We start from the raw sequence: 24457 nt of genomic DNA on the forward strand, positions 1-24457 counted from the left end.
GCAATCCCTCCGAGCCGGCGCGTCCACGACCGTCGTCGCGGCGCGTCGCCGCGATCGGCAGCCGAGCCACGGCCGACTCGCGCAAACCCCCGGAAGGGCTCGCGCAGGGCGTTGCGCACCGCGGCAGCATGACATCCCGCACGCGGGATCCGAAGGGGCCGCAGTGCTTGCGGTCCTATTCTTGGATCGTGCCTCAGCCCTCCGTCGCTGCACCGGATCTGGCGGCCTGCGCCGCGCGTCGCTCCCGCCTGTCCGCGCGCCTCGGCGACGCCGCGCTGCTGCTGTCCGCCGGCGAGCCGCCGACCCGCTCCGGCGACACGCGCTACCGCTTCCGGCCGGACTCGAACTTCTATTATCTGACCGGGGCCGCCGAGCCCGGCAGCGTGCTGCTGCTGCGGCCAGGTCGGGCGCCCGCGAGCGCGCTGTTCCTGCCGGTCCAGGACGAGCGCGACGTGCTGTACCACGGCCGGCGGCCGAGCCCGGACGAGGCCCGCGAGCAGTTCGGCGTCGACGCGGTGTTCCCGGTCGCGCAGCTCGAGCTCGAGCTGCCGCGCCTGCTCGACGGCGTCGAGGAGTTGTACCTGCCCTTTTCGACATGTCCCGTGATCGAGCGGGCGGCGTTCGCCGCGATCGAGCGGCTGCGCGCCGGCGATCGCCGGGGCGAGGTCGCGCCGACCTGGCTGGGCGACGCGCGGACGCTGCTGGCCGAGGACCGCCTGGTCAAGGACGCGGCCGCGATGACGGCGCTGCGGCGCGCGGTCGACATCAGCGCGGCCGGCCACGTGGCGGCGATGCGGGCGACCCGGCCCGGTCGGCTCGAGCTCGAGATCGAGGCGCTGCTCGAGCACGAGTTCCGCCGCCGCGGCGCGAGCGGGCCCGGGTACGAGACGATCGTGGCCGCGGGCGCCAACGCCAACACGCTCCACTACACGTCCGCCCGCGGGGCGCTCGGCGCGGGCGAGCTGCTGCTGGTCGACGCCGGCGCGGAGTGGGAGCTGTTCACCGGCGACATCACGCGCACGTTCCCGATCAGCGGCCGCTTCACGCCGCCGCAGCGCGACGCCTACGAGATCGCGCTGGCCGCCAACGAGGCCGGGATCGCGGCGTCGGTGATCGGCTCGAGCCTCGACGCGATCCACGAGGCGTGCCTGCGGGTCCTGTGCGACGGGCTGCGGACGCTGGGCCTGGTGCGCGCGGGCGTCGACGAGGCGATCGAGGACGAGCTTTACAAGCCTTACTACCCGCACAAGACCAGCCACTGGCTAGGCGCCGATGTCCACGACGTCGGCCGCTACACGGTCGACGGCCGCGCCCAGCCGCTGCGCGCCGGCTTCGTGCTGACGGTCGAGCCGGGCCTGTACTTCCCGGCCACCGCCGAGGTGCCCGCGGGGCTGCGCGGGGTGGGGATCCGCGTCGAGGACGACGTGCTGGTGACGGCCGGCGCGCCGGAGGTGCTCAGCGCCGGGGCGCCCAAGCGGGTCGCCGAGCTCGAGGCGCTGGTCGGGCAGGGCTGACGCGCGGAGCTGTCCCCGGGGACATGCGCAATGCGACATGCTCGATCGAGCATGCTCTCATGAGCATGTTCGGACGGCCATGTCGCAACGGCCAGATGCGCTGCCGGAGATCGATGGGGCGGCAGATCTGCGAGGCGCAGCGTCAGGAGACGGATCGGCGCGACGGCGATCCCGGGGCCGACCCGGACCCGCAGGGGTCGGGCCGAGGCGGTGCACGGCGTTCCTCTGAGCAGCCCGAGCGGCCGGTCGGCGGGTATTCGCGGCGCGGGCGTTCGCGCCAGGTGCCGCGGCGCGGGCGGTCTGGCATGCTGGGCCCGTGTCGCTCCGCAGTCGCTTCGCTCCGCTCTCGCTCGCGCTCGCCGGCACGTTCGCGTGCGCGGAGCCGGCGAGCCCGCCCACGCCCGCGCCGCCGGCCAGGGTCGAGCCGGCCAAGCCGCGCCTGATCGCCGCGCCCGAGGCCGGCGACGTGGCGACGGTGGTGCGTGAAGAGGCGGCGCGCGAGGGCGGGACGCTGGTGGTCACGGTCGGCGCGGACTGGTGCGAGCCGTGCCGGGCCTTTCACGACGCGGTGCAGTCGGGTCAGCTCGACGCGCAGCTGATGGGCGTGCGCTTCTTCGAGTTCGACATCGACCGCGACCGCGCGCGGCTGGAGGCGGCCGGCTACAAGTCGCGCTTCCTCCCGCTGTTCGCCCTGCCGGACGCGGAGGGGCGCGCGAGCGGCAAGCAGATCGAGGGCGGCATCAAGGGGCCGCGGGCCGTCGAGCACATCATGGCCCGGCTCGGTCCGCTGGTGAAGTCGCCTTGAGGGCGCGCCGCGGAGCCCGTATCGTCGTGGGGTGCTGCGGATCGCGGGCGCCCTGCTGTTCGGGCTCTACTTCATCCTCAGTCAGCCGCTGTGGTTCCTCGGCGCGCTGGTGATCACGGCCGTCACTGCGCCGTTCGATCGCCGGCGCGCGCTGCTCCACCGCTACACTTGCGTGTGGGGCGGGCACTACGCGCTGCTGATGCCCGGCTGGGACGTCCGCGTCCTCGGCCGCGAGCACATCGCTGCCGGCGGGGTGTACGTGCTGTGCTCGAACCACCAGTCGCACGCCGACACGCTGGTGCTGCTGACCCTGTTCCGCCACTTCAAGTGGGTCGCCAAGGCGAGCGTGTTCCGGGTCCCGTTCATCGGCTGGAACATGGCGCTGAATCGCTACATCGCGCTGCGCCGCGGCGACGCCGGCAGCATCGCGGCGACGCTGCGGACCTGCCGCGACAACCTCGACGCCGGCTCGTCGGTGTTCATGTTTCCCGAAGGCACGCGCTCGCGCGACGGACGGATCCACGGGTTCAAGCACGGGGCGTTCTCGCTGGCGGTCGAGGCGGGTGTGCCGGTGGTGCCGGTCGTGCTCGACGGCACCAGCGCCGCGCTGCCGAAGTCGTCGTGGCGGATCGGCCTCGAGCGGGCGGGGCTGCCGATCACCGTCGAGGTGCTGCCGCCGGTCGCGCTGGCCGAGCTCGAGTCGGGTGCCGGAGCGGCCGAGCTGCGCCTGGAGGTGCGGGCGCGCATGCTGGCGGCGCTGGCGGCGAGGCGCGGCGTGCCGGTCGCCGCGGTCGACGGCGAGGCGGGTAGGGACCTGTCCTGAGAGACAGGCGCTCGCCCAGGGCTGCGCACGAAACGACATGTCCCGCGGACCAGGCGCACCCGGTCGCGGGACATGTCCGAAAGGGCAGGCGGGCTCAGGGGCCCGCGCCGGCTCAGGACTCCTGGCCGGAGTCCTCGATGGTGACGGTCTTGCTGGTCGCGCCGTTGCGCGAGCCGACCTTCTCCATCGCGTCCACGACCTCGGCGCCGGACACGAGCTTGCCGAACACCACGTGCTTGCCGTCGAGCCAGGGGGTCTCGGCGGTGGTGATGAAGAACTGCGAGCCGTTGGTGCCGGGGCCGGCGTTCGCCATCGACAGCAGGTACTTGCCCTGGTGCTTCAGGTTGAAGTTCTCGTCGGCGAACTTCTCGCCGTAGATCGACTCGCCGCCGGTGCCGTTGCCGCGGGTGAAGTCGCCGCCCTGGCACATGAAGCCGGGGATGATGCGGTGGAAGCTCGAGCCCTTGAAGTGGAGCGGCTTGCCGGAGCGGCCGACGCCCTTCTCGCCGGTGCTCAGCGCGCGGAAGTTCTCCGCGGTCTTCGGCACGACGTCAGCGAAAAGCTCGAACACGATGCGGCCGGCGGGAGCACCGCCGATGGAAATGTCGAAAAAGACGCGCGGGTTTGCCATGAGGCCGCGGACTTTACCACAACCCGGCACGGGCGCCGGCGGGCAGGGCGCCGCAGAACCGCGTGAACCGGCGAGCCCGGCGTTCCCTTCGGAGGTCACGCCCGCGTCGGGCGAGAAAAAAACGCGAGCGGGTCGCCCGACATGATTTGGCCGAAGTTCAACCCCTACATCTAGTAGGTGGGATCTGCGTTAGCCGCGTCGGGCTTCTCGTCGGACGAGCCTGCGCACCAGCGACCAGAGACGGACCCCTGGCTGAACGGAGTAGGTAGAACTTTGGGCCTCATGCCGAGCGTCCCGCTCGCGTCTTCACTGTAGCACCACTCCGTCGACGTGGCGACGTGCGCGACGCCCGACATCATCTGGATCACCTCACTGCAACGGCCACGGGGTGAGGACGTAATCGGACCCACCTGCGTGGCAGCCGGTGCACAGCTTGACGCCGGTGTCGTCCGCATACACGGTGGCGTCGAGGCGCTCGTACCAGTACCAGCCGTCGCCCTCCGCGCTGTCGGGGGCGAGCTTGACCATCACGGCGTAACCGACGATCGCGTCGGTGCCGCTGCCATACAACTCCTTGACGGAGGCGGCGCCCGCGAGGTGCTCGGTGTCCGCGGCGAGCGAGTCGGCGAGCGCGGGGTTGACGAAGGTCCGCACGTTGCCGCCGTGCGGGCCCGAGGACGCGTGGATCTGCGATTCGGACGGCCAGCTGCGGTAGGCGCCGCCGGCGAGCCAGGCCTCGAGCGCTTCGGCCGAGTCGGTGGGCGGCGCGACCTCGGTGTCGCCGGTCGTGCTCGCAGTGCTCGCGTCGGGGGCGGTCGCGGACGGATCGTCTCCGGTCGCGCTCGTGGTCGTCACGGTCGAGCTCGTCGAAACCTCCGAGGTCGTGCCGTCGCTGTCGCCGGGCTCCTCGGCGGCACCGCACGCGCAGGCGAAGAGGGTAAGGACGAGGCTGAGGCGCGCGCTGGGTTCGGCCATGCGCGGCGTCAACGGGGCGACGCGGCGGGAGTTACAGTGCGTCGCCTCGCTCGCGCCCTGGCGTGAGCGCGGGTCGAACGTCGATCGTGCGGGGGCGAGCGAGACGGGAGCGTCGTGCAGGGCGACCACGACGCGGCGCCGCTGCGCGAGCGACCCCTCGCGGGAGTCACAGGTGCTTCGTTTCGCTCGCGCGCAGGGCCTGCGAGGCGAGCACGCGCACGGCCTCGATCATGATGGCGAACCGCGGGTCCTGCGTGTGGCCGCGGGCGAAGCGGAGGTAGATCTGCTGGGCGACCACGGCGGTCTTGAACAGGCCGAAGGCGTAGTAAAACGCGATCGCGTCGAGGCTGCGGCCGGTGCGGCGCGCGTAGTGCTCGGCGAACTCGGCGCGGGTGAGGCTGCCCGGCGCGTGGGTCGGCCCGAACGCGAACGCCTGCAGCTCTATCGGGTCGTCGGCCTGAACCCAGTAGCAGAGGGCGGTGCCGAGGTCCATGAGCGGGTCGCCGACGGTGGCCATCTCCCAGTCGAGGATCGCGGTGATCCGCGTGAGGTCGTCGGGGGCGAGCACGAGGTTGTCGTACTTGAAGTCGTTGTGAAGGAGGGTAGCCGGGCCCGAGGTCGGGAGATGTCCCGAGAGCCAGGTTGCGACGGCCTCGACCGCCGGGATGTCGTCGGTCTTTGCAGCGAGGTAGCGCTTCGTCCAGCCCTCGACCTGGCGCCGCACGTAGCCGTCGGGGTGGCCGAGCTGGACCAGGCCGGTGGCCTCGATGTCGATGGCGTGCAGGTCGGCGAGGGCGTCGGCGGCGGCGGTGGCGAGGCCGCGGGCCAGCGCAGGCGTGAACTCGAGGCCGCGCGGCGGGGCGCGGCGGACGACGACGCCCTGGCGCCGCTCCATCAGGTAGAACTTGGCGCCGAGGATCGATTCGTCGAGGCACAGGTGGATCGGCCGCGGGGCCCGCTCGCACACGGGCGCGAGCCGCGAGAGCAGGGTGTGCTCGCGCTCCATGTCGTGCGCCGTCTTGACCTGAGTGCCGAACGGCGGCCGGCGCAGGACGTACGCGTCGGGGCCGACGGTGACGAGGTAGGTGAGGTTGGAGTGGCCGCCGGGGAACTGCTGGACGGCGACCTCGGCGGCTTCGGGCGCCCCGAGGGCCTGGCGCAGGTAGGGCGCGAGCCGCTCGAGGTCGAGCTCCTCGCCGGGGCGGACAGGGCGCGCGGTGTCGATCGCAGTCATGATGTCCTCCGGGACATGTCGAAAAGGGAATGTCGAATCGGACAGGTATGAAGGAGCAGGTCCGAACGGACAGGTCCGAACGGACAGGTCCGAACGGTCAGCCGGCGCGGCCGGGGCGGTGGCGGGCGAGGATCCGGCGGGCGGCGGCGACCTTGTGGACCTCGTCGGGACCGTCGTAGATCCGCGCGCCGCGCTCGCGGGTGTAGAAGAAGGCGAGCACGGTGTCGTCGGTGAGGCCGAGCGCGCCGTGGACCTGGATCGCGCGGTCGAGGACCTCGGACAGGACCTCGGCGACGTGGAACTTGATCAGCGAGATGTCGTCGCGGGCGGCGGCGAAGCCGTGCTGGTCGATGAGCCAGGCGGTGCGCAGGACCAGCAGGCGGGCGGCGTCGATGCGGGCGCGGCACTCGGCCAGCCAGGCCTGGACGATCTGCTTGTCGCCGAGGTGCTCGCCCGGGGCGAGCTCGCGGGCGACGGCCCGCGCGGCCATCAGGCCGAGGGCGCGCTCGCAGATGCCGAGCCAGCGCATGCAGTGGTGGATCCGCCCGGGGCCGAGGCGCTCCTGGGCGATGACGAAGCCGCCGTGCGCCGGGCCGAGCAAGCTGTCCCTCGGGACACGACAGGCGGTGAACTCGAGCTCGGCGTGCGAGTCCCAGCCGGCGCCGGCGTGGCCGAAGATCGGGACGTTGCGGACGCGGCGAAACCCGGGGGTGTCGGTCGGGACGATCAGCATGCTGGCGCGCCGATGGGCCTCGGCAGCGGGATCGGTGACGGCCATGACGACGGCGAAGGCGGCCCCGTCGGCGCCGGTGGTGAACCACTTGCGGCCGTCGAGCACGTAGTCGTCGCCGTCGAGGCGGGCGGCGCAGCGCAGCAAGGTGGGGTTGGAGCCGGCGGTGTCGGGCTCGGTCATGGCGAAGCAGCTGCGGATGTCGCCGCGCAGGAGCGGCTCCAACCAGCGCTCGCGCTGGGCCGGGCTGGCGTAGCGGTGGAGGATCTCCATGTTGCCGGCGTCGGGCGCCTGGCAGTTGCAGGCGAGGTGACCGAGCGGGCTGCCGCCGAGGACCTCGCTGAGGAGGCCGTGATCGAGGAGCGAGAGGCCGAGGCCACCCTCCTCTTTGGCCATCTGCGGCAGCCACAGGCCCTCGGCGCGGGCCGCGGCGCGCAGGCCGGCGACGATGTCGTCGCAGTCGGCGACGCCGCGTGCGAGCACGGTCGGCTCGACCGGGAGGACGTGGGTGCGCATGAAGGCGCGGGCTCGGTCGAGCAGGGCCGCGGTCGCGGGCGGGATCGCGAAGTCCATGGTGCCGCGAGGCTACCGCAGGAGATGCTTCAGGGGCCATCGGGGCCGCGAGGCGTGGCGAGCCGCGGCGAGTCGTGGCGGGCGAGCCGTATCAGGCGGCAGCGGGCGGCGTTCTGCCGGGGAGCAGGCTGGGCGCTCGCCTGGTACTCGTGGCGCGGCCGGAAGGTGCGACCGAGCGGCCCAGCGGGGATGCCGACAGCCGGCGTTCAGCGCAGGGTCACGTGGGCGCGCTCGTGGATGTGCGGGAGGGCGTTGAAGACCCGCAGCTGCATCTCGCCGGGGCGGTAGGCGAGCTCGGTCAGCGAGGCGTTGTGGACGATGAAGCTGGTCTTGAGGCCAGCCCAGGTGTCGAGCCCGAGCGCCAGCGCCGTGACGACGCCGACCGGCCCGGCCGAGCTGACGACGAGCACGGTGCTGCGGCGCGGGTGCTGCTGCATGACCCGCTCGAGGCCGCGGGCGACGCGGCCCTGGAACGCGGCGAACGGCTCGACCGCGGGGTGCTCGACGCGACCCTCGTGCCAGCGGCGCATGGCGGCCTGGAACACCAGCTCGAAGGCCCGCTGGTGACCGGGGCTGCCGCGCTCGGCGCCCATCCAGGCGGTGGCGAGGGCGGCGAGCTCGGGGTCGGCCTCGCACAGCGCGGGCATGGCGTCCTTCATCAGCGCGATCGCGGGGTACTCGTCGAACTCGAGCAGCTCGCTCGGCGCGGGGAACTCGGCGCCGGCCTGCTGCGCGCCGGCGACCAGCAGCGCGGCGGTGTCGCGCTGACGCTTGCGCGGGCCGGCGTAGATCGCCTGCGGCGGATCGATCATGCCCGCGAGGTAGCGACCGAGGGCGCTGGCCTGCTGCTCGCCGAGCGGGGAGAGCACGTCGTAGTCGGCGGCGCCGAGCGACGCCTGGCCGTGGCGGATGATCAGCAGTCGGCTCACGCCGGCGATCGTGCCCGCGGCGGTGGGCCGGATCAATCCGAGCGGCGCCAGCCTCGCGTGTGCGGGGGCACGAGCGGGCGCGGCCGACGACGCTCGCCGGTACGAAGGGACATGTCCTTCGGGGCATGTGTGTGTCGCTGCGACGCGTCGAACGGCGGGCGGGTCGCGTACGGGGATCGGTCCGAAAGGGCATGTCCTTCGGGACATGGGCGAACGGACATGTTCAAAACGGCATGCGCGAAAGGACAGGTCCTTGCGGAGCCTGTCCTCGGTGCCGGCGCGGCTCAGCGCTTCGAGATCTCGGCGTCGAGCTGGCGCTCGATCGCCTCGAGCTCTCGCATCTTGCGCTCGAAGTCGTCGCCGCCGCTGCGCTTGCGGCCGGGGCCGAGGGCGCGGGCGCTGCGGCCGCCGGTGACGGCCTTGCGCTCGCCGCTGCCGGCGACCAGGCGGTAGCCGATGTAGCCGGCGCCGGCGAGGGCGCCGACGAACAGGACGTTGCCCAGGACGGCGAAGAACAGGCCGAACACCATGCGGGCGGCGATCATCAGGGCGAACAGGCCGCCGAGCACGAGCAGCGAACCCTTGGCGAAGCGAGAGGCGACGCTGGGGCGATCGTCGTCGTCATGTTCGTAGGAACCCATGGACATCATGGATAGGCGATGGCGGAGGCGGTGGCAAACCCTCCGGCGCGGTCGGCCGCCAGGTCGCCCGGTGCGGGCCGATGCGCGGTCCCGGCGAGGCTGCGGGCCTTAAAGTCACACGCGCGTCACGGCCCTGCAGGGGGCCGCGGAGCGGCGGCCGGGTCCGGCGAGTCGAGGGCGCCATCGCCGGGCAAGCGCGCGCCAGGGGTCGCCTTGCGCGGCAAGGAGGCCGGCTTCGGGCGCGCCGCGGGCCATCCGCCGTCGAGCGGTGCGGGGGCCTCGGCGCCTGGGACGGGCGGGGAGGACCGGGGCGGCGTGGGCGTCGATGGGGCGACCGGGGCGAGGGCGTGCTCCGGGGGCGAGGCGGGGAGGTCTGCTGCAGGTGGAGCGACACTCGTCGCTGCGTCCGGGCCCTCGCTGGCCGGGAGCCGGTCTGTGGGGTGCTCGTCGGCGCCCGAGCAGTCGTCGGGCTGCGGGTCGGTGCAGGGGCCCTCGGGGTCGTCGGTGGACTCCAGGGGCGAGCTGGGGACGGGAGGACCCATGCGGCTCGTCGCGGCGTCGGACGGGGAATACGCCGCGGCGCGCCGGGTCGACAGCGCGACGGCGCCGTCGAGCGAGCCGCCGATCGCGGTCCGCAGCGGCGCAGGCCGCAGCGAGCCGCTGACGATGCCGGCGGTGACGAGGGCCAGCCCGGCCGCGACCAGCAGCGGGACCAGGCGACGCGGCCACAAGCCGCGCGCGGGGGGCTCGGACGGCGGCGCGACCCAGCGAGCGGCGGAGTCGCTGGCGCGGCCGTAGGGCAGGGTGGGCGCGCTGTCGTGGAGCGAGGCGTCGCGCGACAGCGAGGCGCTGCTGCTGGCGGCGCCGGCGGTCGAGTCGCCGGCCTCGAGCACGTCGCGCCAGGGGTGCTCGCCGGTGCTGGCGGCGTCGGAGGCCGGCACGAGGCCGGCGCGGCCCGACAGGCGGGCCCGGTCGACCCGCATGCTGATGGCCGAAGCCCGCGGCTCGAGGTGCTCGGTGAAGTCGTCGGCGTCGCTGTCGAGCGTGCCGCTGAATTGCAGCCGACCCACTTCGATCGCCGCCATCGCGTTGGCGAGCGCCATCACGGTGGGCCAGCGATCGTCGGGCGATTTGGCGAGCGCGCGCAGGACGATGGCCTCGAGCTCGGCGGGGATCCGGCGCCGCACGGCCGCGGAGAACGGCGGAGGCGGGGTGATGAGGTGCGCCGCGAGCACGTGGGCCGGCCGCGCGTCGACGAACGGGACCCGCCCGGTGAGGCACTCGTAGAGGATGACGCCGAGCGCGTAGACGTCGGTGCGGCGATCGATGACGCCGGTGCTGATCTGCTCGGGCGCGGCGTAGCGGGCCAGCTGCAGCGCGGCGCCGGGCTCGGCGCACGACCACACGCGGCCGCCGCTGGCGACCAGCAGGCCCGGGCTGACGACCTTGAGCGTGCCCGGGTCGTTCTTGTCGCGCACCGGGTAGAGGCTGCTGGTCGAGAGATCCTGGCGGATCACCCCGTGCTCGTGGGACAGGTGCACGATCTGGCAGGCGCGCACCATCAACGAGCGCAGCCGCTGCCACCGCGGCGGACCCTGCCGCGCCAGCTCGTCGGCCAGGCTGGCGTCGGGGAACACGTCGGTGACGAGGTACAGCCGATCGCAGGCGTCGTGGCCGAGATCGAGGAGATCGACCAGGTCGGCGAGCAGCGGCGAGTCGCCGCGCGGGAGCCGGAGGTTGCGGGTGCGCCGGAGGTCGAGCCGCGCCAGCAGCTCGTCGCCGCCGCTCAGCTCGGGGGTCACGAACCTCACCGCGACCGTGCGCGCGAGCTCGAGATCCTCGGCGCGCACGAGCTCGCCGAGCGCGTCACGGCCGAGCCGGGTGACGAGGCGATAACGACCGGCCAGGAGTGAACCTGGCCCCGGGGCCATCAGGCCGTCGGCGCGCGGTCTGTCGTCGGTGCTCGCCATGGGTCCGTCGCAAGCATAGTGACCAGCGGGCGAGCGAGCGCAACAAATTTGCTTTTTGGCGGCTGACCTTTGGGCCAGATCGATCTCGAGGCGGCGGCGGCGACGATCGGCGGCGGCGAACGAGCGGGGTCGCGGCGCCGATGTGCGGTCGCTACGGCGCCGGTCGCGAGATCGCGGCGGCGAGCCGGGCGAGCGGTCTGCGGTGTTCGCGCGAAATGCCCGAATCGGCGCAACTGCGGCGGATTTCCGGTCGCATGCGGCCGGGCTACAGGTCGATCGGGCCCCGGATCGGGCATACTCGCGGGCACCGTGGCGCAGCAAGACGACAAGGGTGGAAAGCCCGCGAGCACTCCGGGTCGGCCTCCTATCACTCTCCCCGGCGGGCCGCTGCGGGACGACGAGATTCCCCGCGATCCCGCGGATCTCTTCGACGCCATCATCGTCGACGAGCGAGCGACCGGGCTGGGCGTGGCTGCCCGTCCGGGGGCCATCCCGCCGATGCCGACGATGCCGCCGATGGAGGTCGACATCGACGAGGAGATCGAGCTGCAAGCGGACGAACCGGCGCGGCCCCCCTCGCGGCCGGTGCCGCCGGCGCCGCGAGCGCCCGAGATCAAGGCCGACAAGCCGGAGCCGAGCAAGCCGGCGCCGGCGCCCACCAGGCCGGAGCCGTCGCGGCCGTTTGCCAAGCTCAGCGAGCCCAAGCCGGCGGCCGAGTCCGGCAAGCCGGCGCCGCCGACGTTCGGGGCCGGCGGGCTCGGCAAGAGCCTCGGCTCCATGCCGATGCGTGGGGTCTCGCGGCCCACGCCGGCGCTCGGCAATACGACGCTGATCGGCAGCGGGCCGACGGCCAAGGCGCCGTCGCAGCCGCAACCGGCCGCGCCGGGGTCGCCGCTGGTGGTCCCGCCCGGTCGCAGGCCTGACGAGTCCGGCACCCGCAAGACGGTCGCCGACGATCTCGAGGTCGATCTCGAGAGCGACGTGCCGGCGGCCGCGCCGAGCATCGACGTGCTGGCGGTGACCGCCCGCGACGGCGAGATCGATCCGGCGGTGGTGCAGGCGGCGAGGGCCGAGGTCCCGCGCGCCTCCGAGTCGGCGACGCGGCTCTCCAACCCCGACACCACGCCGCGGCCCGGTCCGGCGGCGCCGATGCCCGAGGCGCTGCGCACCCGCCTGCTGGCCCGCGGCGCGCCGCCTCCCGGTCCCAGAGGACAGGCTCCTTCGGACAGGTCCCCTGTGCCAGGTGCTCCAGGACAGGTCCTTGGGGACAGGTCCTCGGGGCCAGCTCCGCTCGCGCCCGGCGAGCCGCCGCGCTCGCGGACCACGCCGATGTCGGGCCCCTCGGGGGTGCCGGCGACCGGCGCTCGCGGGCCCTCGGGGCCGGTGACGCGGACCATCTCGAGCCCGGCGATGGCGGCCGAGAACCCGTTCCTGCGCGCGGCCCAGGCCCAGATCGAGGCGTGGGAGGCCGAGCTGGCGACCCAGCCCGACCTGTTCCGCGCGGCCCGGCTGTCGTACGAGATCGGCCGGCTCTACGAGTACCCGCTCGGCGACGTGGTCCAGGCCGGGACCTACTACCTGCGCGCGCACGGGCTGGCGCCCGAGTTTTTGCCGGTGGTCCGCGGGGCGCGGCGCTCGCTGCTGGCGCAGAAGAACTGGTCGCGCGCGCTGCCGCTGTTCGACACCGAGATCCGGCTGACGTCGGAGCAGAAGCGCAAGGCGGCGCTGCTGGCCGCCAAGGCGACGGTGCTGCTCGACGGGCTGGCCAACGACGGCGAGGCGCGGGCGACGTTCGCCCAGGCCCGCGACCTCGACCCGAGCAACGTCGCCTACCTGCGGGCGCTCGAGCAGCTCGACGCCAAGGCCGGCGCGTGGGACCAGCTCGAGCGGACGACCGCGCAGCTGGCCAGCGCGGTCGAGAAGGACCCGCGCCTGCGCTCGGCGCTGGTGGCCCGCCGGGCCCACCTGGCCGAGGTGCGGCTCAAGAGCGTCGGCAGCTCGGTGGAGCTGCTCGAGACGGCGCTCGACCTCGATCCGGCGGCGTCGGGCGCGTTCGCGGCGCTCAAGCGCCTGCACCACGGGCAGCACCGCTGGCGCGAGCTCATCAGCGTGCTCGAGCGCGAGGCCCAGCAGCTGGGCGATCCCGACGTGCGGGCGATGTCCTACTACCGGATCGCCCGCCTGCACTCGGAGCGGCTCGGCAGCCGCGACAAGGCGATCGCCGCGCTCGAGCGCTCGGTCGCCGAGAGCCCGCGCTACCGCCTGGTGCTCGAGGAGCTGATCCGCCTGTACGAGGCCGCGGAGCGCTACGACGCGATGACGCACACGCTGCAGGCGCTGGTCGAGCTGCTCGAGCTGCCGTCGGAGAAGATCAGCGTCCTCTACCAGATCGGCGACATCGTCGAGCACCGCCTGCACAACGAGGACGAGGCGATGGAGTGGTACGAGGCGGCGCTGGAGATCGAGCCGGCTTACCGCCCGAGCCTGCGCGCGCTGTCGAAGCTGCTGACGCGCAAGAAGCAGTGGGACCGGCTGCTGCACATGCTGCAGGCCGAGGCCGAGGCGGTCAACGACGGCACGCGGGCGGCCGCGGCGTACACCAAGATGGCGGAGATCCACGAGGTCCAGCTCGAGGATCCGGAGCGGGCGATGGAGTACCACTCGCGCGCGCTGACGCTGCACCCGGGCCTGGCGACGGCGTTCAAGGCGCTGCTGCGGCTGTTCGCCGCCTCGGGCCGCCACCACGAGCTCATCGAGCTGCTCGAGCGCGGCATCGACTCGGCCGAGGAGGACGATCGCCGGATCGCGTACCTCACCCGCATCGCCGACCTCTACGTCGACTACCTCAACGAGCCGGTCCAGGCCGCGCACACGTACCGCCGGATCCTCAAGATCGACCCCGACCACATCGGGGCGATCCACGCGCTGCAGCGGGCCTGCGAGCTGGCCGGGCGCTACAAGGAGCTGGTCGAGGCGATCGAGCTCGAGGCGAGCAAGACGCTCGACAAGCCGCGCATCGTCCAGCTGCTCCACCGCGCCGGCGAGGTGCTCGACGAGAAGCTCGACGACCGCGACGGCGCGCTGGTCCGCCTGCGCCGCGTGCTCGAGGTCGACCCGAAGTACGCGCCGGCGCTGGCGAGCATCGGTCGCCTGTACCATCGGACAGGTCGCTGGGACGAGCTGCTGCACACCTACGAGCGCGAGCTGGCGATCACGCCGCCGGGCAAGGCCGCGGTGGCGCTGCTGCACACCATGGGCGGGCTGTGCGAGAGCCGGCTGGCCGACACGCGGCGGGCGATCGGCTGCTACCGCAACGCGATCGAGATCGACGCCAAGCACGGGCCGTCGCTGCACGCGCTGCAGCGGCTGCTCGAGCGCGGCAAGAGCTGGCAGGAGTTGGTCGACGTGCTCGAGGTCGAGCTGCGCGGGCTGTCGGAGCCGCGGGCCCGGGCGCAGGTGGCGTACCGGGTCGGCCGCGTGTACGAGGAGCACCTGACCGACGCGCCGCGGGCGGTGGTCGCCTACCAGGCGGCGCTGCAGGCTCTCGGCGACTATCGACCGGCGCTCGACGGCCTGGCCCGCGTGCGCGCGGCGCTCGAGGCATGGCCCGGGGTGGTCGAGGACCTGGCCCAAGAGGCAGCCACGGCCAAGGACGGATCGCTGGCGACCGCGGCGCTGCTGCGCGCCGGCGAGGTGTTCGCCGAGCAGCTCGGCCAGCCGGAGCGGGCCATCGCCGCCTACGAGCGGGTGCTCGAGCGCGAGCAGGGCAACCTCGCGGCGATGCTGGCCCTCGACGCGCTGTACCGCCAGCAGGGCATGTGGAAGTCGCTGGCCGACCTGCAGGTGCGGCTGTCGAAGCACGTCGGCGACGAGGGCGCCAAGGTGGCGGCGCTGCGCGAGCTGGCCCGCCTCTACGAGGGCCCGGTCGGCGCCGACATCGACACCATCCGCAACACCTACGGGGCGGTGCTGCAGCGCGCGCCCACCGATCCGGTCGCGCTCGCGGGGCTCGAGCGGCTGGCGCTCGCGGGGCGCGACGATCAGACGCTGGCCCGCATCGACGCCCAGATCGTCGGCATGGAGGGCGAGGACCCGACGCTGCTCGGCGCCTACTACACGCGCCTCGGCGAGACGCTCGAGCGCGCCGGCTCGCTGCAAGCCGCGGCCAAGAGCTACGAGATGGCGCTCACCGGCGATCCAGAGAGCCTCGGGGCGATCCTCGGGCTCGTGCGCGTGTCGACGCTGATCGACGACCCGCGGGCGCTGGCGGCCGCCAAGGCGCGCCTGGCCGCGGCCGAGCGCAGCGGCGAGACGGCGGCGGGCCTGCTGGTCGAGACGGCCAAGATCCGGCTGCAGCGGCTCGACGATCCGGAGGCCGCGACGCGGGACCTCGAGCTCGCGCTCGAGCGCTACCCCGATCACGCCGAGGCCGCCGACATGCTCTACAAGATCCTGCTCATGCTCGAGCAGGGCACGCGCCTGCTCGAGAAGCTGTCGCAGGCGGCGGCGGCGGCCCGCGGGGCCGAGCGGTCGGCGGCGTTGTGGCTGCGGATCGCCGAGCTGTACGCCGACGAGCTCGGCAACCTGGCGGGCGGCATCAGCGTGTTGCGACGTGTCCTTCGGGACAGGCCACGGCACGCGCCGATGTTGCTGTTCCTGGCCGACCTCTACAACCGCAACGCCCAGTGGGGCGACGCGGCCGAGATCTACGGCGAGATCCTGCAGGTCGCCAGCCAACCCGACGCGCTGTTCACCGCCAACCGCAACCTCGCCGGGCTGCTCGCCGATCACATCGGCGACCTGCCGCGCGCGCGTCAGTGCCTCGAAGCGGCGCTGCAGGTGCGGCCCGACGACCGCGGGGCGCTGCTGGCCCTCACCGACGTCTACGCCCGCATGGGCGACGGCGCGGCCGCGGCCGAGACGGCGCGGCGGCTGCTGCGGGCCTCGACGACCATCGACGACCGCGTGGCCGCGATCGTCCACCTCGCGCACATCGAGCTGCACCAGGGTCGCCGCATGCAGGGCCTCGAGGCGCTGCTCAGCGCGGTCGCGCTCGAGGGCCCCGACGGCGTCGCGGCCGGCGAGTACGCCAAGCAGGTCCAGTCCGCCGACGACTGGGAGCTGTACGAGCAGGCGCTGATGCGGCACCTGCAGCAGGTCGCCGGCGACGACGCCAAGCTCGGGCGCGCTTACCTCGAGCTGGCGCGCGTGCAGGGCGAGGCGATGCAGCGCTCGGACAAGGCGATCGCCACGCTCGAGTTCGGCATCGCCGAGGTCAAGCAGAACCTCTCGCTGCGGCTCGCGCTCGGCGAGCGCCTGCGGGCCCAGGGCCTGGCCGATCAAGCCGGCGCCGTGTTCCGCCAGGCCGCAGGGTTCTACCCCGCGTCGCCCGATCCGTGGCGCGGGCTCGTGCAGTGCTACGTCGACCGCGGCAAGATGGCCGAGGCCGCGCTCGGGCTCGGGCCGCTGTGCGTGCTCGGAGCCGCGAGCGAGTCGGACATGCGGGCGCTGAGCCGCATGACCCCCAAGCCGGCGTCGGCGGCCCCGAACTCGTTCGCGCCCGAGGTGCTGCGGACCCACCTCGACCGCAGCCAGCAGGGCGCGGTCGCCGAGAAGCTCATCAACGCGATCAGCCTCAGCCTCAGCAAGCTGTACCTCGGAGACCTCACTCGCTTCAGCGTCAACGTGAAGGAGAAGATCACGGCGCGCTCGGGCAACCCGCTGCGCGCGTTCGTCGACAAGATCGCGGGGCTGTTCGGCCTGCCGGACTACGACCTCTACGTCTATCGCGGCGCCGGCACCACGGTCAGCCTCGAGTTCGGCGCGCTGCCGGTGGTGCTCGTGCCGGCCACGGTGCTGCGGCTGTCCGAGCCGCAGCAGGCGTTCGTCATCGCGCGGGCGCTCGCCTACGTGCAGCGCGGGCTGCAGGCTGTGACCCGCTTCAAGGCCTCCGAGTTGATGCTGATCCTCGCCGCCGCGGCCCGCACCGCCGCGCCCAACTACGGCTCGAACCTCGCCGATCCGAGCGCGCTCGACGACCTCCAGCGGCGCATCGTCAAGGTGCTCGGGCGGCGCGAGCGGCAGGTGCTGCAGGACGTCTCGGCCGAATACGCTCAGTCGGCGCCGGTCGACTTCCATGCGTGGTACGCCGACCTCAAGACGACGTCGCTGCGCGCCGCGGCGCTCATCGCCGCCGACCTGCCGTCGTGTGCGGCCTTGCTGCGACAGGAGGACCAGGCGCTGCTGTACCTCGAGGGCGAGGAGCTCGTGTTCAACTCCGAGGTCATTGCCGACCTCCTGCGCTTCTGGTGCAGCGAGGGGGCGATCGATCTGCGCCGTCGCACCGGCCTCCTGTCGGGGTAACATCCCCGGCCGGAGGTTGGACATGACATATCGCGGAACGTGGATCGCGGCGGCCGTCCTGGCCGTCGCGTGCGGTGGAGGCGGGGGTAGCACGTCGGAGGGCGAGGCGACCGCCGCCACGACGGATGGCACCGGGGCTGGCCCGACGACCATGTCTTCCGAGACAGGTTCGACCGCCGGGCCGACCACCGACGGGCCGACCACCGCGGGGCCGACGACGGTCGGACCGACGACGAGCGGGCCGACGACGACCGACCCGACGACGGACACCACGGCGGGGCCGACCACCGACCCGGGCACCGGCACCGACACGACCGGGCCCGACACGACCACCGGCGCGGGCGACGACAGCACCCTGTGCGCGTCGCAGGCCGAGGGCCTGTTCTTCCCGGCCGACGCGATCTGGTACCACGACGCCTCGAACGATCCGGTCGCGTCCGACTCGAACGCGATCACGCAGTGGATGGTGCAGAACTCGCCGCCGAACGGGTGGGGCACCGGGACGATGCGGATCGACTTCAGCATCACCGCCATCGACGCCCCGGCCGGGACCGAGAAGCGCACCTACGAGCTCGACAACGACTTCTACTACTCGCCCGACTGCGACGTCGCCCCGATCCCGCTGCCACCCGGCGGCGTGGTCGAGGACTACCCGCAGGACATCCCGCCGCCCGACAGCTTCGAGGGCTACGACTGCAGCGGCTACCAGGACGGCGCCGACTGCCACATGATCGTGGTGTCGCGCAGCGAGCAGCGGCTCTACGAGATTTACCACGCGACCGTCGACGCGCAGTCGGACCAGTTCACCGCCGGCTGCCTCGCGCTGTGGGACACCTCGAAGACCTACGACCTCGACGGCCGCGGCCAGCAGTGCACCAGCGCCGACGCGGCCGGCTTCCCGATCGCGCCGCTGCTGTTCTCGGCCGAGGAGGTCGCCGCCGGCGAGATCAACCACGCGATCCGGTTCATCCTGCCCAACTCGATGATCCGGGCCAAGAAGTACGTCGCGCCCGCGACCCACGGCACCAACACCACCGGGCCGATGAATTCGATCCCGTACGGCGGCCACATGCGCCTGCGCGCCGACTACCCGCTCGACAACCTCAGCCCCGGCGCGCAGGTGGTCGCCAGGGCGATGCAGAAGTACGGCATGTACATGTCGGACGGCGGCAACATCGCCCTGACCGCGCAGAGCGACGTGTACGGCTGCGCGACCTGGGCCGACGTCGGCGTCGATCCGCAGTCGCTCGCCGACCTCAAGGCCACCGACTTCGAGATCATCGATCACGGGCCGACGATCGACGTGACCTACGAGTGCGAGCGGACGCCCATCATGGAATAGGGCGCCCGCCGCGGCGCGGGTTCACGGCGCGCCGTGGACCCACTTCGACCACGCGAGCAGGACGTCCGCGGCGGCGTCGAGCTTGCTGAAGGTCTCGACGCCGATCGAGTTGGTCTCCTCGTAGTGGTCGCCCTCGGCCTCGCTGACCCACGGCGGATCGCCGAGCACGAAGTCGTACTCGGGCAAGATGTAGCCGAGCTCGTCGTTGCCCATGCCGACGATGAAGCGGTAGGTCCCGTGCATCTTGTCCTTGAGGTACGGCCCGTCGGGCGCCTCGAGCAGGTTGGGCGGGTTGGTGTTGTTGGGGTCGACGAGCGGCTTGGTCGGCGCGTGGATGTGGCTGCCGTCGTAGCCGCCGATCGCCAGCTCGGGGAACAGCTCGCCCGGCACGGTGAGGAACTGCGCCGGTCCGAGGTTGATGAGCGCCGCCTCGGTGCTGATGTAGAGGCCGTCCATCTCCATGAACGTCTCGCGGTCGAAGATGCCGAGCTGGAACATGGCCTGGAAGTTGAGGTTGTCGACCCTGAGCTTGAACAGGTGCGCCTGCAGATCGAGCTGCGGCGCGGCGATGGTGTCGCCGTTGGCGAGCGCGTCGAGGGCCATCTCGCCGAGCAGCTGACCGATCGCGTCGGCCTTCTCGAACGAGGCCGACTGGTAGGTCTCGCCGTCGGGCGTCTTCACGGCCATGCCGAGCGGCGTCATCAGGCCGCCGACGGCCGCGTTGAGGAACAGGCACGGGCCGCCGACGCCGGGCTTGCCGGGCGCCTGCAGCCACTGGCTGCCCTGCTCGAGCGTGCGCCGCAGGCCGTGGGCGAAGTCGCTGGTCATCAGCGTGTTCTCGTCGGACAGCGCCTCCGGGTGGTTGCCGAAGCTGACGAGGCTGGCGATCGTGTTGGCCTCGGCGTCGACCAGCTGGACCGCGCCGATCATCTCGTCGACGACGAACGGATCGCGGCTGTCGTTGATGACGTTGCCGACGCCGTTGGCGTGGTACGTCGAGGTGTCGACCTCGCCGACGACCATCTGCGTGACCTCGACCTTGGCCTCGTCGGCGGCGACGATGGCGTCGACGATCGCCTGGCGCACCTGCGTGCGGTAGGCCGGGTCGTAGCCGCTGACGAGCTGCTCCGGGCCCCACAGGCCCATGGTGTCGGGGCCCTCGTGGTTGTGCAGCGCGTGCAGCAGGACGTAGTCGACCTCGAGGCCCATCTGCGCCAGCGTGTCGCGGATCGCCATGGTCTCGTTGTTGAAGAAGCCGACGAGGTCGAGGGTGACGATCGCCAGCTTGGTGTTGCCCTGCTCGAGCACGAGCGCGCGGGCCCACAGGCCGTCGCCCTCGCCGACGAGGCCGAGGCCCTCGCCGCGCACGCCGGTCGCCGGGCGGCCGTTGTGGAAGCCGGCCAGCCAGCTGGCCTGGAACTCGCCGTCGTCCTCGCCGTCGTCGGCGGCGACGTAGCCGGGATCGCCGGGGCACAGGCGATCGCAGCCGCAGTCGCGGAACACCTCGCCCGGCGGCTCGTACTCGGCGTCGGCGTCGAGGTCGGTCCACGCCTCGAAGCAGCCCGGCACGATCGACAGCACCGACGCGCCCGCCAGCAGCACGGCGTCGGGCACCGGATCGCAGTGACCGTCGGGATCTCCGGGACACACGAGATCGGGCACCACGTCGGGCGGCGGCGGCCCGTCGGTGTCGGTGTCGCCGGTCGTCGTCGTCGTCGTGGATGTGGAGGTGGTGGTCGTCGTCGTCGACGGATCGACGGTCGTCGCCGTCGGGTCCGTGGTCGTCGTGGTGGTCGTCGTCGAAGTGACGGCGTCGGTGGTGGTCGGCGTGCCGGTGGTGGTCGGACCGTCGGTGCTCCACGTCGCGCTCTCGGTGGTCGTGGAGGTCGGCGGCGGGTCGCTCGTCGTGGTCGAAGACGAGGAGCTCGAGGAGGTGTCGGTGTCGGTGGCCGCGGCGGTCGAGTCGCCGCAGGCCAGCGGGAATACGGCAAGCGTGAGGAGAAGCGGGCGAGATATCATCACGGCGCATCGTAGCCGAGCCCGCCCGCGCCCGGGCCGCGCGCGCGTGAGAACAGGCGAGGGCTCGGCGGGCGCGGGCGATTCGACAGGGCCGAACGGACATGTCCTTGGGGACATGTGATCGGCTGAGCTTGCGCACGGGCGCGGCTCCGCTACGTTGACGCCGTCATGGCCCGACGCGCGCTCGTCCTCTCCTGCGGCCTGCTGGCCTGCCAGCCCAAACCCGAGCCCGGCGGCGGCGATCCGACGCCGGCCAACGGGATGACCCTCGAGTCGGAGGCGTTCGCCGCGGGCGCGTCGATCCCGAGCGAGTACACCTGCGAGGGCCGCGACATCTCGCCACCGCTGCGCTGGTCGGGCGTGCCGGCGGCGGCCCGGAGCCTGGCGCTGATCGTGACCGACCCCGACGCGCCCGACCCGGCCGCGCCGCAGACGACCTTCACCCACTGGATCCTCGTCGACCTGCCGCCGACCGACGGCGCGCTGCCGGCAGGCGTGACGGCCGATCGGCTGCCCGCGGGGGCGCGCGAGGGCACCAACGATTTTGGGCGCGTCGGCTACGGCGGGCCGTGTCCGCCGGTCGGTCGCCATCGCTACTTCCACACGCTCTACGCGCTCGACACGACGCTGCCGTCGCTGCGAGCACCCACCCGCGGGGCGCTCGAGCAGGCGATGGCCGGGCACGTGCTGGCCAGGGCCGAGCGAATGGGCACGTACCAAAAGCGCGAGGCCGAGTGAGCGGGTCTGCGCGCGTGTCGGGCTGTCGCGGCGGGCGGCGGGCCGCTGACAAACTGTCACGCGCACCGGTGGGGCGAGGCGAGGGGAGACGCGGAGATCGGCGAATCGCGGCTGGTGCGGATCTTGCCTCGAGGTCGGTGTGACGCCTCGCCTCGCGCTGCTGCCCGTCTGCCTCGGCCTGCTACTGGGCTGCGGCGACGCGACGGCCGAGCCGGAGGTCGCGCTCGAGGCGGCGCCGACGAACCTCGAGGCGGCGGTGGAGCCGGGCCCGGCCCCGGTCGCCTGCGAGGGCTGTGCGAACGGACATGTCCCCGAGGACAGCATCGAGGAGACCGAGCTGCCGCTGACGCTGCTCGCCACCACCGCGGCGGCCGACCCCGCGAGCAGCCAGGCGACCATCCGCGACGATCCGAGCGGCGTGATCCGGGTGTTCCGCGTCGGCGACCTGGTGTGGGACGGCACCACGATCGCGGCGGTCGAGCGCGGCGCGGTGATCCTGGCCCGCGCCGGCCAGCGAGAGCGCCTGGCCATGGGGACAGGTACGGTCGAGCTGCGAGCGACCGACGTCTACTACCCCGATCTGTTCGCCGACGAGGACTTCGCCGGCGTGCTGGCGCAGGGCGTCAAGCTGCCCCCGGGGCCAGGTTACGTGGTCAAGAACGAGGACCATGCGTGGGGCACGCCGCGGACGGTGCGGCTGCTGCAGGAGACGATCCGCGCTTACACGCGCGGCGGTCGCGGCGGGCCGAAGGTCCACGTCGGTGACATCAGCCTGCACGGCGGCGGCGTGTTCCCCCCGCACCTCTCGCACCGTCACGGGCGCGACGTCGACGTCGGCTACGTGCTCAAGGGCGGCGACGCCGACGTGACGCGGTTCGTGGTGGCGAACCGCGACAACCTCGACGTCGCGCGCTCCTGGGCGCTGATCGAGGCGGTGCTGGCCACCGATCAGGTCCACTACGTGTTCATGGACTACGGCCTGCAGAAGCTGTTCTACGAGCACGCCGTGACCGCGGGGATCAGCGCGCGCCGCCTCAACGAGGTGTTCCAGTACCCGCGCGGCGAGGGTGCTTCGGCCGGCGTCATCCGTCACTGGCGCGGGCACCGGAATCACTTCCACGTCCGCTTCCGCGAGTGAGCGAGTGCGACCGCGAACAGAGGAGTGACGCGCCACGCGTGTCGCTCCGGTGAAGCGGTGATGCGGAAGGCGAGCGCGGCTCGCCGCGGGGGGCGACAGCGGCGGCTTCTGTCGTGCGTCTCCGGCTCGGCAGCTCCCGATCGCGGCCCGACGAAGCGGTGAGACGGAGCGCACGCGGGTCGCGTCGCGCCGGTCGCGCGAGCCGTGCACCGCGGTCATCTTGAGGTCTGGATGACTGGCGTCGACGTGCACGCGCTCGCGCTCGAGAAGGTCGGGCGGGTCCTGGGACCCGGCCGCGCGCGGACGCTGCTGCAGGCGTTCCTCGCCCGCGCGGACAAGCTCGCGCTGGTGACCACGGACGATCTGCAGGCGTTCGGCGAGGCCCTCGGCGCTCACGGGGGCATCGAGCAGGCGGTCGGCGCGCTGTTGATGGTCCAGGCCGTGCTCATCGAGACCGCCGAGCCGCCGCCCGGTCCGCCGCGCTGACGACCGACCCGCGTCGGGCCGGGCTTGCCGCCGGCGGTCCTCGGCCTCAGTCTGTCGCCCCCGATGTCCGAACGACCCGCAAACCGGCCCACCGCGATCCTCGTCGGCGTTCAGCTGCCCGGCGTCGGCGACACGGAGTACGCCGCCGACCTCGCCGAGCTGGCCCGCCTCGTCGACACTCTCGGCTACGACGTCACCGCGACGCTGTCCCAGCGACGCGAGGCGCTCAGCAAGTCGGTGGTGCTCGGCGAGGGCAAGCTGCGCGAGCTGGCCGAGCTCACCGGCGGCCGCGGCTACGTGCCCTCGGCCGTGCCCCTGCGCAAGGACAAGGCCCGCCAGCGCCGCGAGGACGGCAGCAGCGAGGGGGACGACGAGGTCGAGTTCGACGACTTCGAGGAGGACGACGGCCAGGTGCCGATCGTCGGCAAAGATGTCCCCGAGGACAGCAAGAAGCGACCGGGCCTGGTCGCGGTCGACCACGAGCTCGGACCCAGCCAGGCGCGCAACCTCGAGAAGGCGACAGGGGTGCAGGTGCTCGACCGCACCGGCGTGATCGTCGAGATCTTCCACCGCCACGCACGCAGCCGCGAGGCCAAGCTGCAGGTCGAGCTGGCCCGCCTGGCCTATGTCGCGCCGCGCCTGCGCGAGACCGGTAACCGCAGCGAACGCCAGGCCGGCCGCGGCGCGGGTGAGACCGAGCTCGAGTTCGATCGCCGGCGGATCCGCGATCGCATGGCCGAGATCCGGCGCGAGCTCGAGGCGGTCCACCGCGAGCAGGACCACCGCCGCGAGCACCGCGCGGGCCAGCCGACGGTCGCCCTGGTCGGCTACACCAACGCCGGCAAGAGCTCGCTGATGCGCGCGCTGACGGGCAGCGAGGTGCTGGTCGCCGATCAGCTGTTCGCCACCCTCGACACCACCGTGCGCGCGCTCCACCCCGAGGCGCACCCGCGGATCCTGGTCTCCGACACCGTCGGCTTCATCAAGAAGCTGCCGCACGACCTGGTCGCCTCGTTCCGCTCGACCCTCGACGAGGCTCGCCACGCCGGCCTGCTGCTGTTCCTGGTCGACGCGTCCGATCCGACCTTCCGCGACCAGTACGCGGTCACCCGCGAGGTCATCGGCGAGATCGGGGCCAACCACGCCGCTTCGCGCCTGATCCTCAACAAGGTCGATCGCCTCGACGAAGCCCAGCGCGAGGAGCTGCGGATCGAGTTCCCCGACGCGATCCAGATGTCGGCCATCGACAAGGGCGACGTGGCCCGCCTGCACGCGACGATCGTGGCGTTCTTCGGGCAGTCGCTGATCGAGGCCGAACTGCTGATCCCGTGGCCGCAGCACGCCCTGGTCGGCCAGCTCCACGGCGAGGCGCAGGTGCTGTCCGAGGTCCACGAGGAGGACGGCACGCGCGTGCGCGTGCGCATCGAGCCCGAGACGCTCAAGCGCGTGCGCGCGGCGCTGGGCGAGGAGACGTAGCCCGGGGCGAGGCGGCCGATCGCCGCCCCGGGGACGCCGGAGCGGCGCCACCGCGTCGAGGTGCGCCCGA

General features: G+C 72.9%; 17 protein-coding genes and 1 other RNA gene. 9 read left to right on the forward strand and 9 right to left on the reverse strand.

Annotated elements, in window-relative coordinates:
• The first annotated feature begins 188 nt into the window (after positions 1 to 188).
• From POL25_RS22420 to POL25_RS22430, 3 genes are all read left to right on the forward strand, one after another.
• Positions 189 to 1514 carry an aminopeptidase P N-terminal domain-containing protein gene (locus tag POL25_RS22420; protein WP_272088178.1) on the forward strand — a complete coding sequence of 442 codons (1326 nt, stop codon included), beginning with the start codon at positions 189 to 191 and terminating at the stop codon, positions 1512 to 1514.
• 316 nt (positions 1515 to 1830) lie between these two features.
• Positions 1831 to 2319: a TlpA family protein disulfide reductase gene (locus tag POL25_RS22425; RefSeq protein WP_272088179.1), complete on the forward strand. Its 489-nt coding sequence runs from the start codon at positions 1831 to 1833 to the stop codon at positions 2317 to 2319.
• 31 nt (positions 2320 to 2350) lie between these two features.
• Entirely contained in the window at positions 2351 to 3142 is a 792-nt protein-coding gene (locus POL25_RS22430) for a lysophospholipid acyltransferase family protein (RefSeq protein ID WP_272088180.1), read from the forward strand.
• Between the two features lie 112 nt (positions 3143 to 3254).
• On the opposite strand, the gene POL25_RS22435 is transcribed toward POL25_RS22430, so the two are convergent.
• The 8 genes from POL25_RS22435 to POL25_RS22470 all read right to left on the reverse strand — a co-directional run bounded on the left by POL25_RS22435 (position 3255) and on the right by POL25_RS22470 (position 10825).
• Positions 3255 to 3773, reverse strand: coding sequence for a peptidylprolyl isomerase (locus POL25_RS22435; protein ID WP_272088181.1), 519 nt, complete (start codon positions 3771 to 3773; stop codon positions 3255 to 3257).
• A 120-nt stretch (positions 3774 to 3893) separates the two neighbouring features.
• Positions 3894 to 4077: non-coding RNA, 6S RNA (ssrS, locus tag POL25_RS22440), on the reverse strand.
• A gap of 65 nt (positions 4078 to 4142) precedes the next feature.
• Positions 4143 to 4748 carry a hypothetical protein gene (locus POL25_RS22445; RefSeq protein ID WP_272088182.1) on the reverse strand — a complete coding sequence of 202 codons (606 nt, stop codon included), beginning with the start codon at positions 4746 to 4748 and terminating at the stop codon, positions 4143 to 4145.
• Positions 4749 to 4914: 166 nt separating this feature from the next.
• A complete protein-coding gene (locus tag POL25_RS22450) occupies positions 4915 to 5982 on the reverse strand; it encodes a phosphotransferase family protein (RefSeq protein ID WP_272088183.1) in 1068 nt (355 codons plus the stop codon).
• Positions 5983 to 6079: 97 nt separating this feature from the next.
• The gene (locus tag POL25_RS22455) at positions 6080 to 7285 is read right to left on the reverse strand and encodes an acyl-CoA dehydrogenase family protein (protein WP_272088184.1); all 1206 of its coding nucleotides are present in this window, start codon (positions 7283 to 7285) and stop codon (positions 6080 to 6082) included.
• Positions 7286 to 7491: 206 nt separating this feature from the next.
• Positions 7492 to 8214 (reverse strand): histidine phosphatase family protein, encoded by a 723-nt coding sequence (locus tag POL25_RS22460; RefSeq protein WP_272088185.1) that lies wholly within the window; start codon positions 8212 to 8214, stop codon positions 7492 to 7494.
• Between the two features lie 284 nt (positions 8215 to 8498).
• Positions 8499 to 8855, reverse strand: a complete 357-nt coding sequence (locus tag POL25_RS22465; RefSeq protein ID WP_272088186.1) for a hypothetical protein — start codon at positions 8853 to 8855, stop codon at positions 8499 to 8501.
• Between the two features lie 125 nt (positions 8856 to 8980).
• Entirely contained in the window at positions 8981 to 10825 is a 1845-nt protein-coding gene (locus POL25_RS22470) for a serine/threonine-protein kinase (RefSeq protein ID WP_272088187.1), read from the reverse strand.
• A 309-nt stretch (positions 10826 to 11134) separates the two neighbouring features.
• Between POL25_RS22470 and POL25_RS44470 the strand changes: the two genes are divergently transcribed.
• A complete protein-coding gene (locus POL25_RS44470) occupies positions 11135 to 17188 on the forward strand; it encodes a tetratricopeptide repeat protein (RefSeq protein WP_272088188.1) in 6054 nt (2017 codons plus the stop codon).
• Positions 17189 to 17210: 22 nt separating this feature from the next.
• A complete protein-coding gene (locus POL25_RS22480; RefSeq protein WP_272088189.1) occupies positions 17211 to 18530 on the forward strand; it encodes a hypothetical protein in 1320 nt (439 codons plus the stop codon).
• Positions 18531 to 18551: 21 nt separating this feature from the next.
• Here the strand turns inward: POL25_RS22480 and POL25_RS22485 are convergent, their stop codons facing one another.
• Positions 18552 to 20549, reverse strand: a complete 1998-nt coding sequence (locus POL25_RS22485) for a hypothetical protein (protein WP_272088190.1) — start codon at positions 20547 to 20549, stop codon at positions 18552 to 18554.
• A gap of 261 nt (positions 20550 to 20810) precedes the next feature.
• Here POL25_RS22485 and POL25_RS22490 point away from each other — a divergent pair, with 261 nt between their 5' ends.
• The 4 genes from POL25_RS22490 to hflX all read left to right on the forward strand — a co-directional run bounded on the left by POL25_RS22490 (position 20811) and on the right by hflX (position 24387).
• Positions 20811 to 21287: a YbhB/YbcL family Raf kinase inhibitor-like protein gene (locus POL25_RS22490; RefSeq protein ID WP_272088783.1), complete on the forward strand. Its 477-nt coding sequence runs from the start codon at positions 20811 to 20813 to the stop codon at positions 21285 to 21287.
• 139 nt (positions 21288 to 21426) lie between these two features.
• Complete coding sequence (locus POL25_RS22495) at positions 21427 to 22425, forward strand: penicillin-insensitive murein endopeptidase (protein ID WP_272088191.1); 999 nt, start codon at positions 21427 to 21429, stop codon at positions 22423 to 22425.
• Between the two features lie 231 nt (positions 22426 to 22656).
• Positions 22657 to 22911, forward strand: a complete 255-nt coding sequence (locus POL25_RS22500) for a hypothetical protein (RefSeq protein WP_272088192.1) — start codon at positions 22657 to 22659, stop codon at positions 22909 to 22911.
• A gap of 63 nt (positions 22912 to 22974) precedes the next feature.
• On the forward strand, positions 22975 to 24387 hold the full coding sequence (gene hflX, locus POL25_RS22505; RefSeq protein WP_272088193.1) for a GTPase HflX: 1413 nt from the start codon (positions 22975 to 22977) through the stop codon (positions 24385 to 24387).
• Positions 24388 to 24457 lie beyond the last annotated feature (70 nt).

This window comes from Nannocystis bainbridge, assembly GCF_028368995.1.
In the GTDB taxonomy this organism is placed as follows: domain Bacteria; phylum Myxococcota_A; class Polyangia; order Nannocystales; family Nannocystaceae; genus Nannocystis; species Nannocystis bainbridge.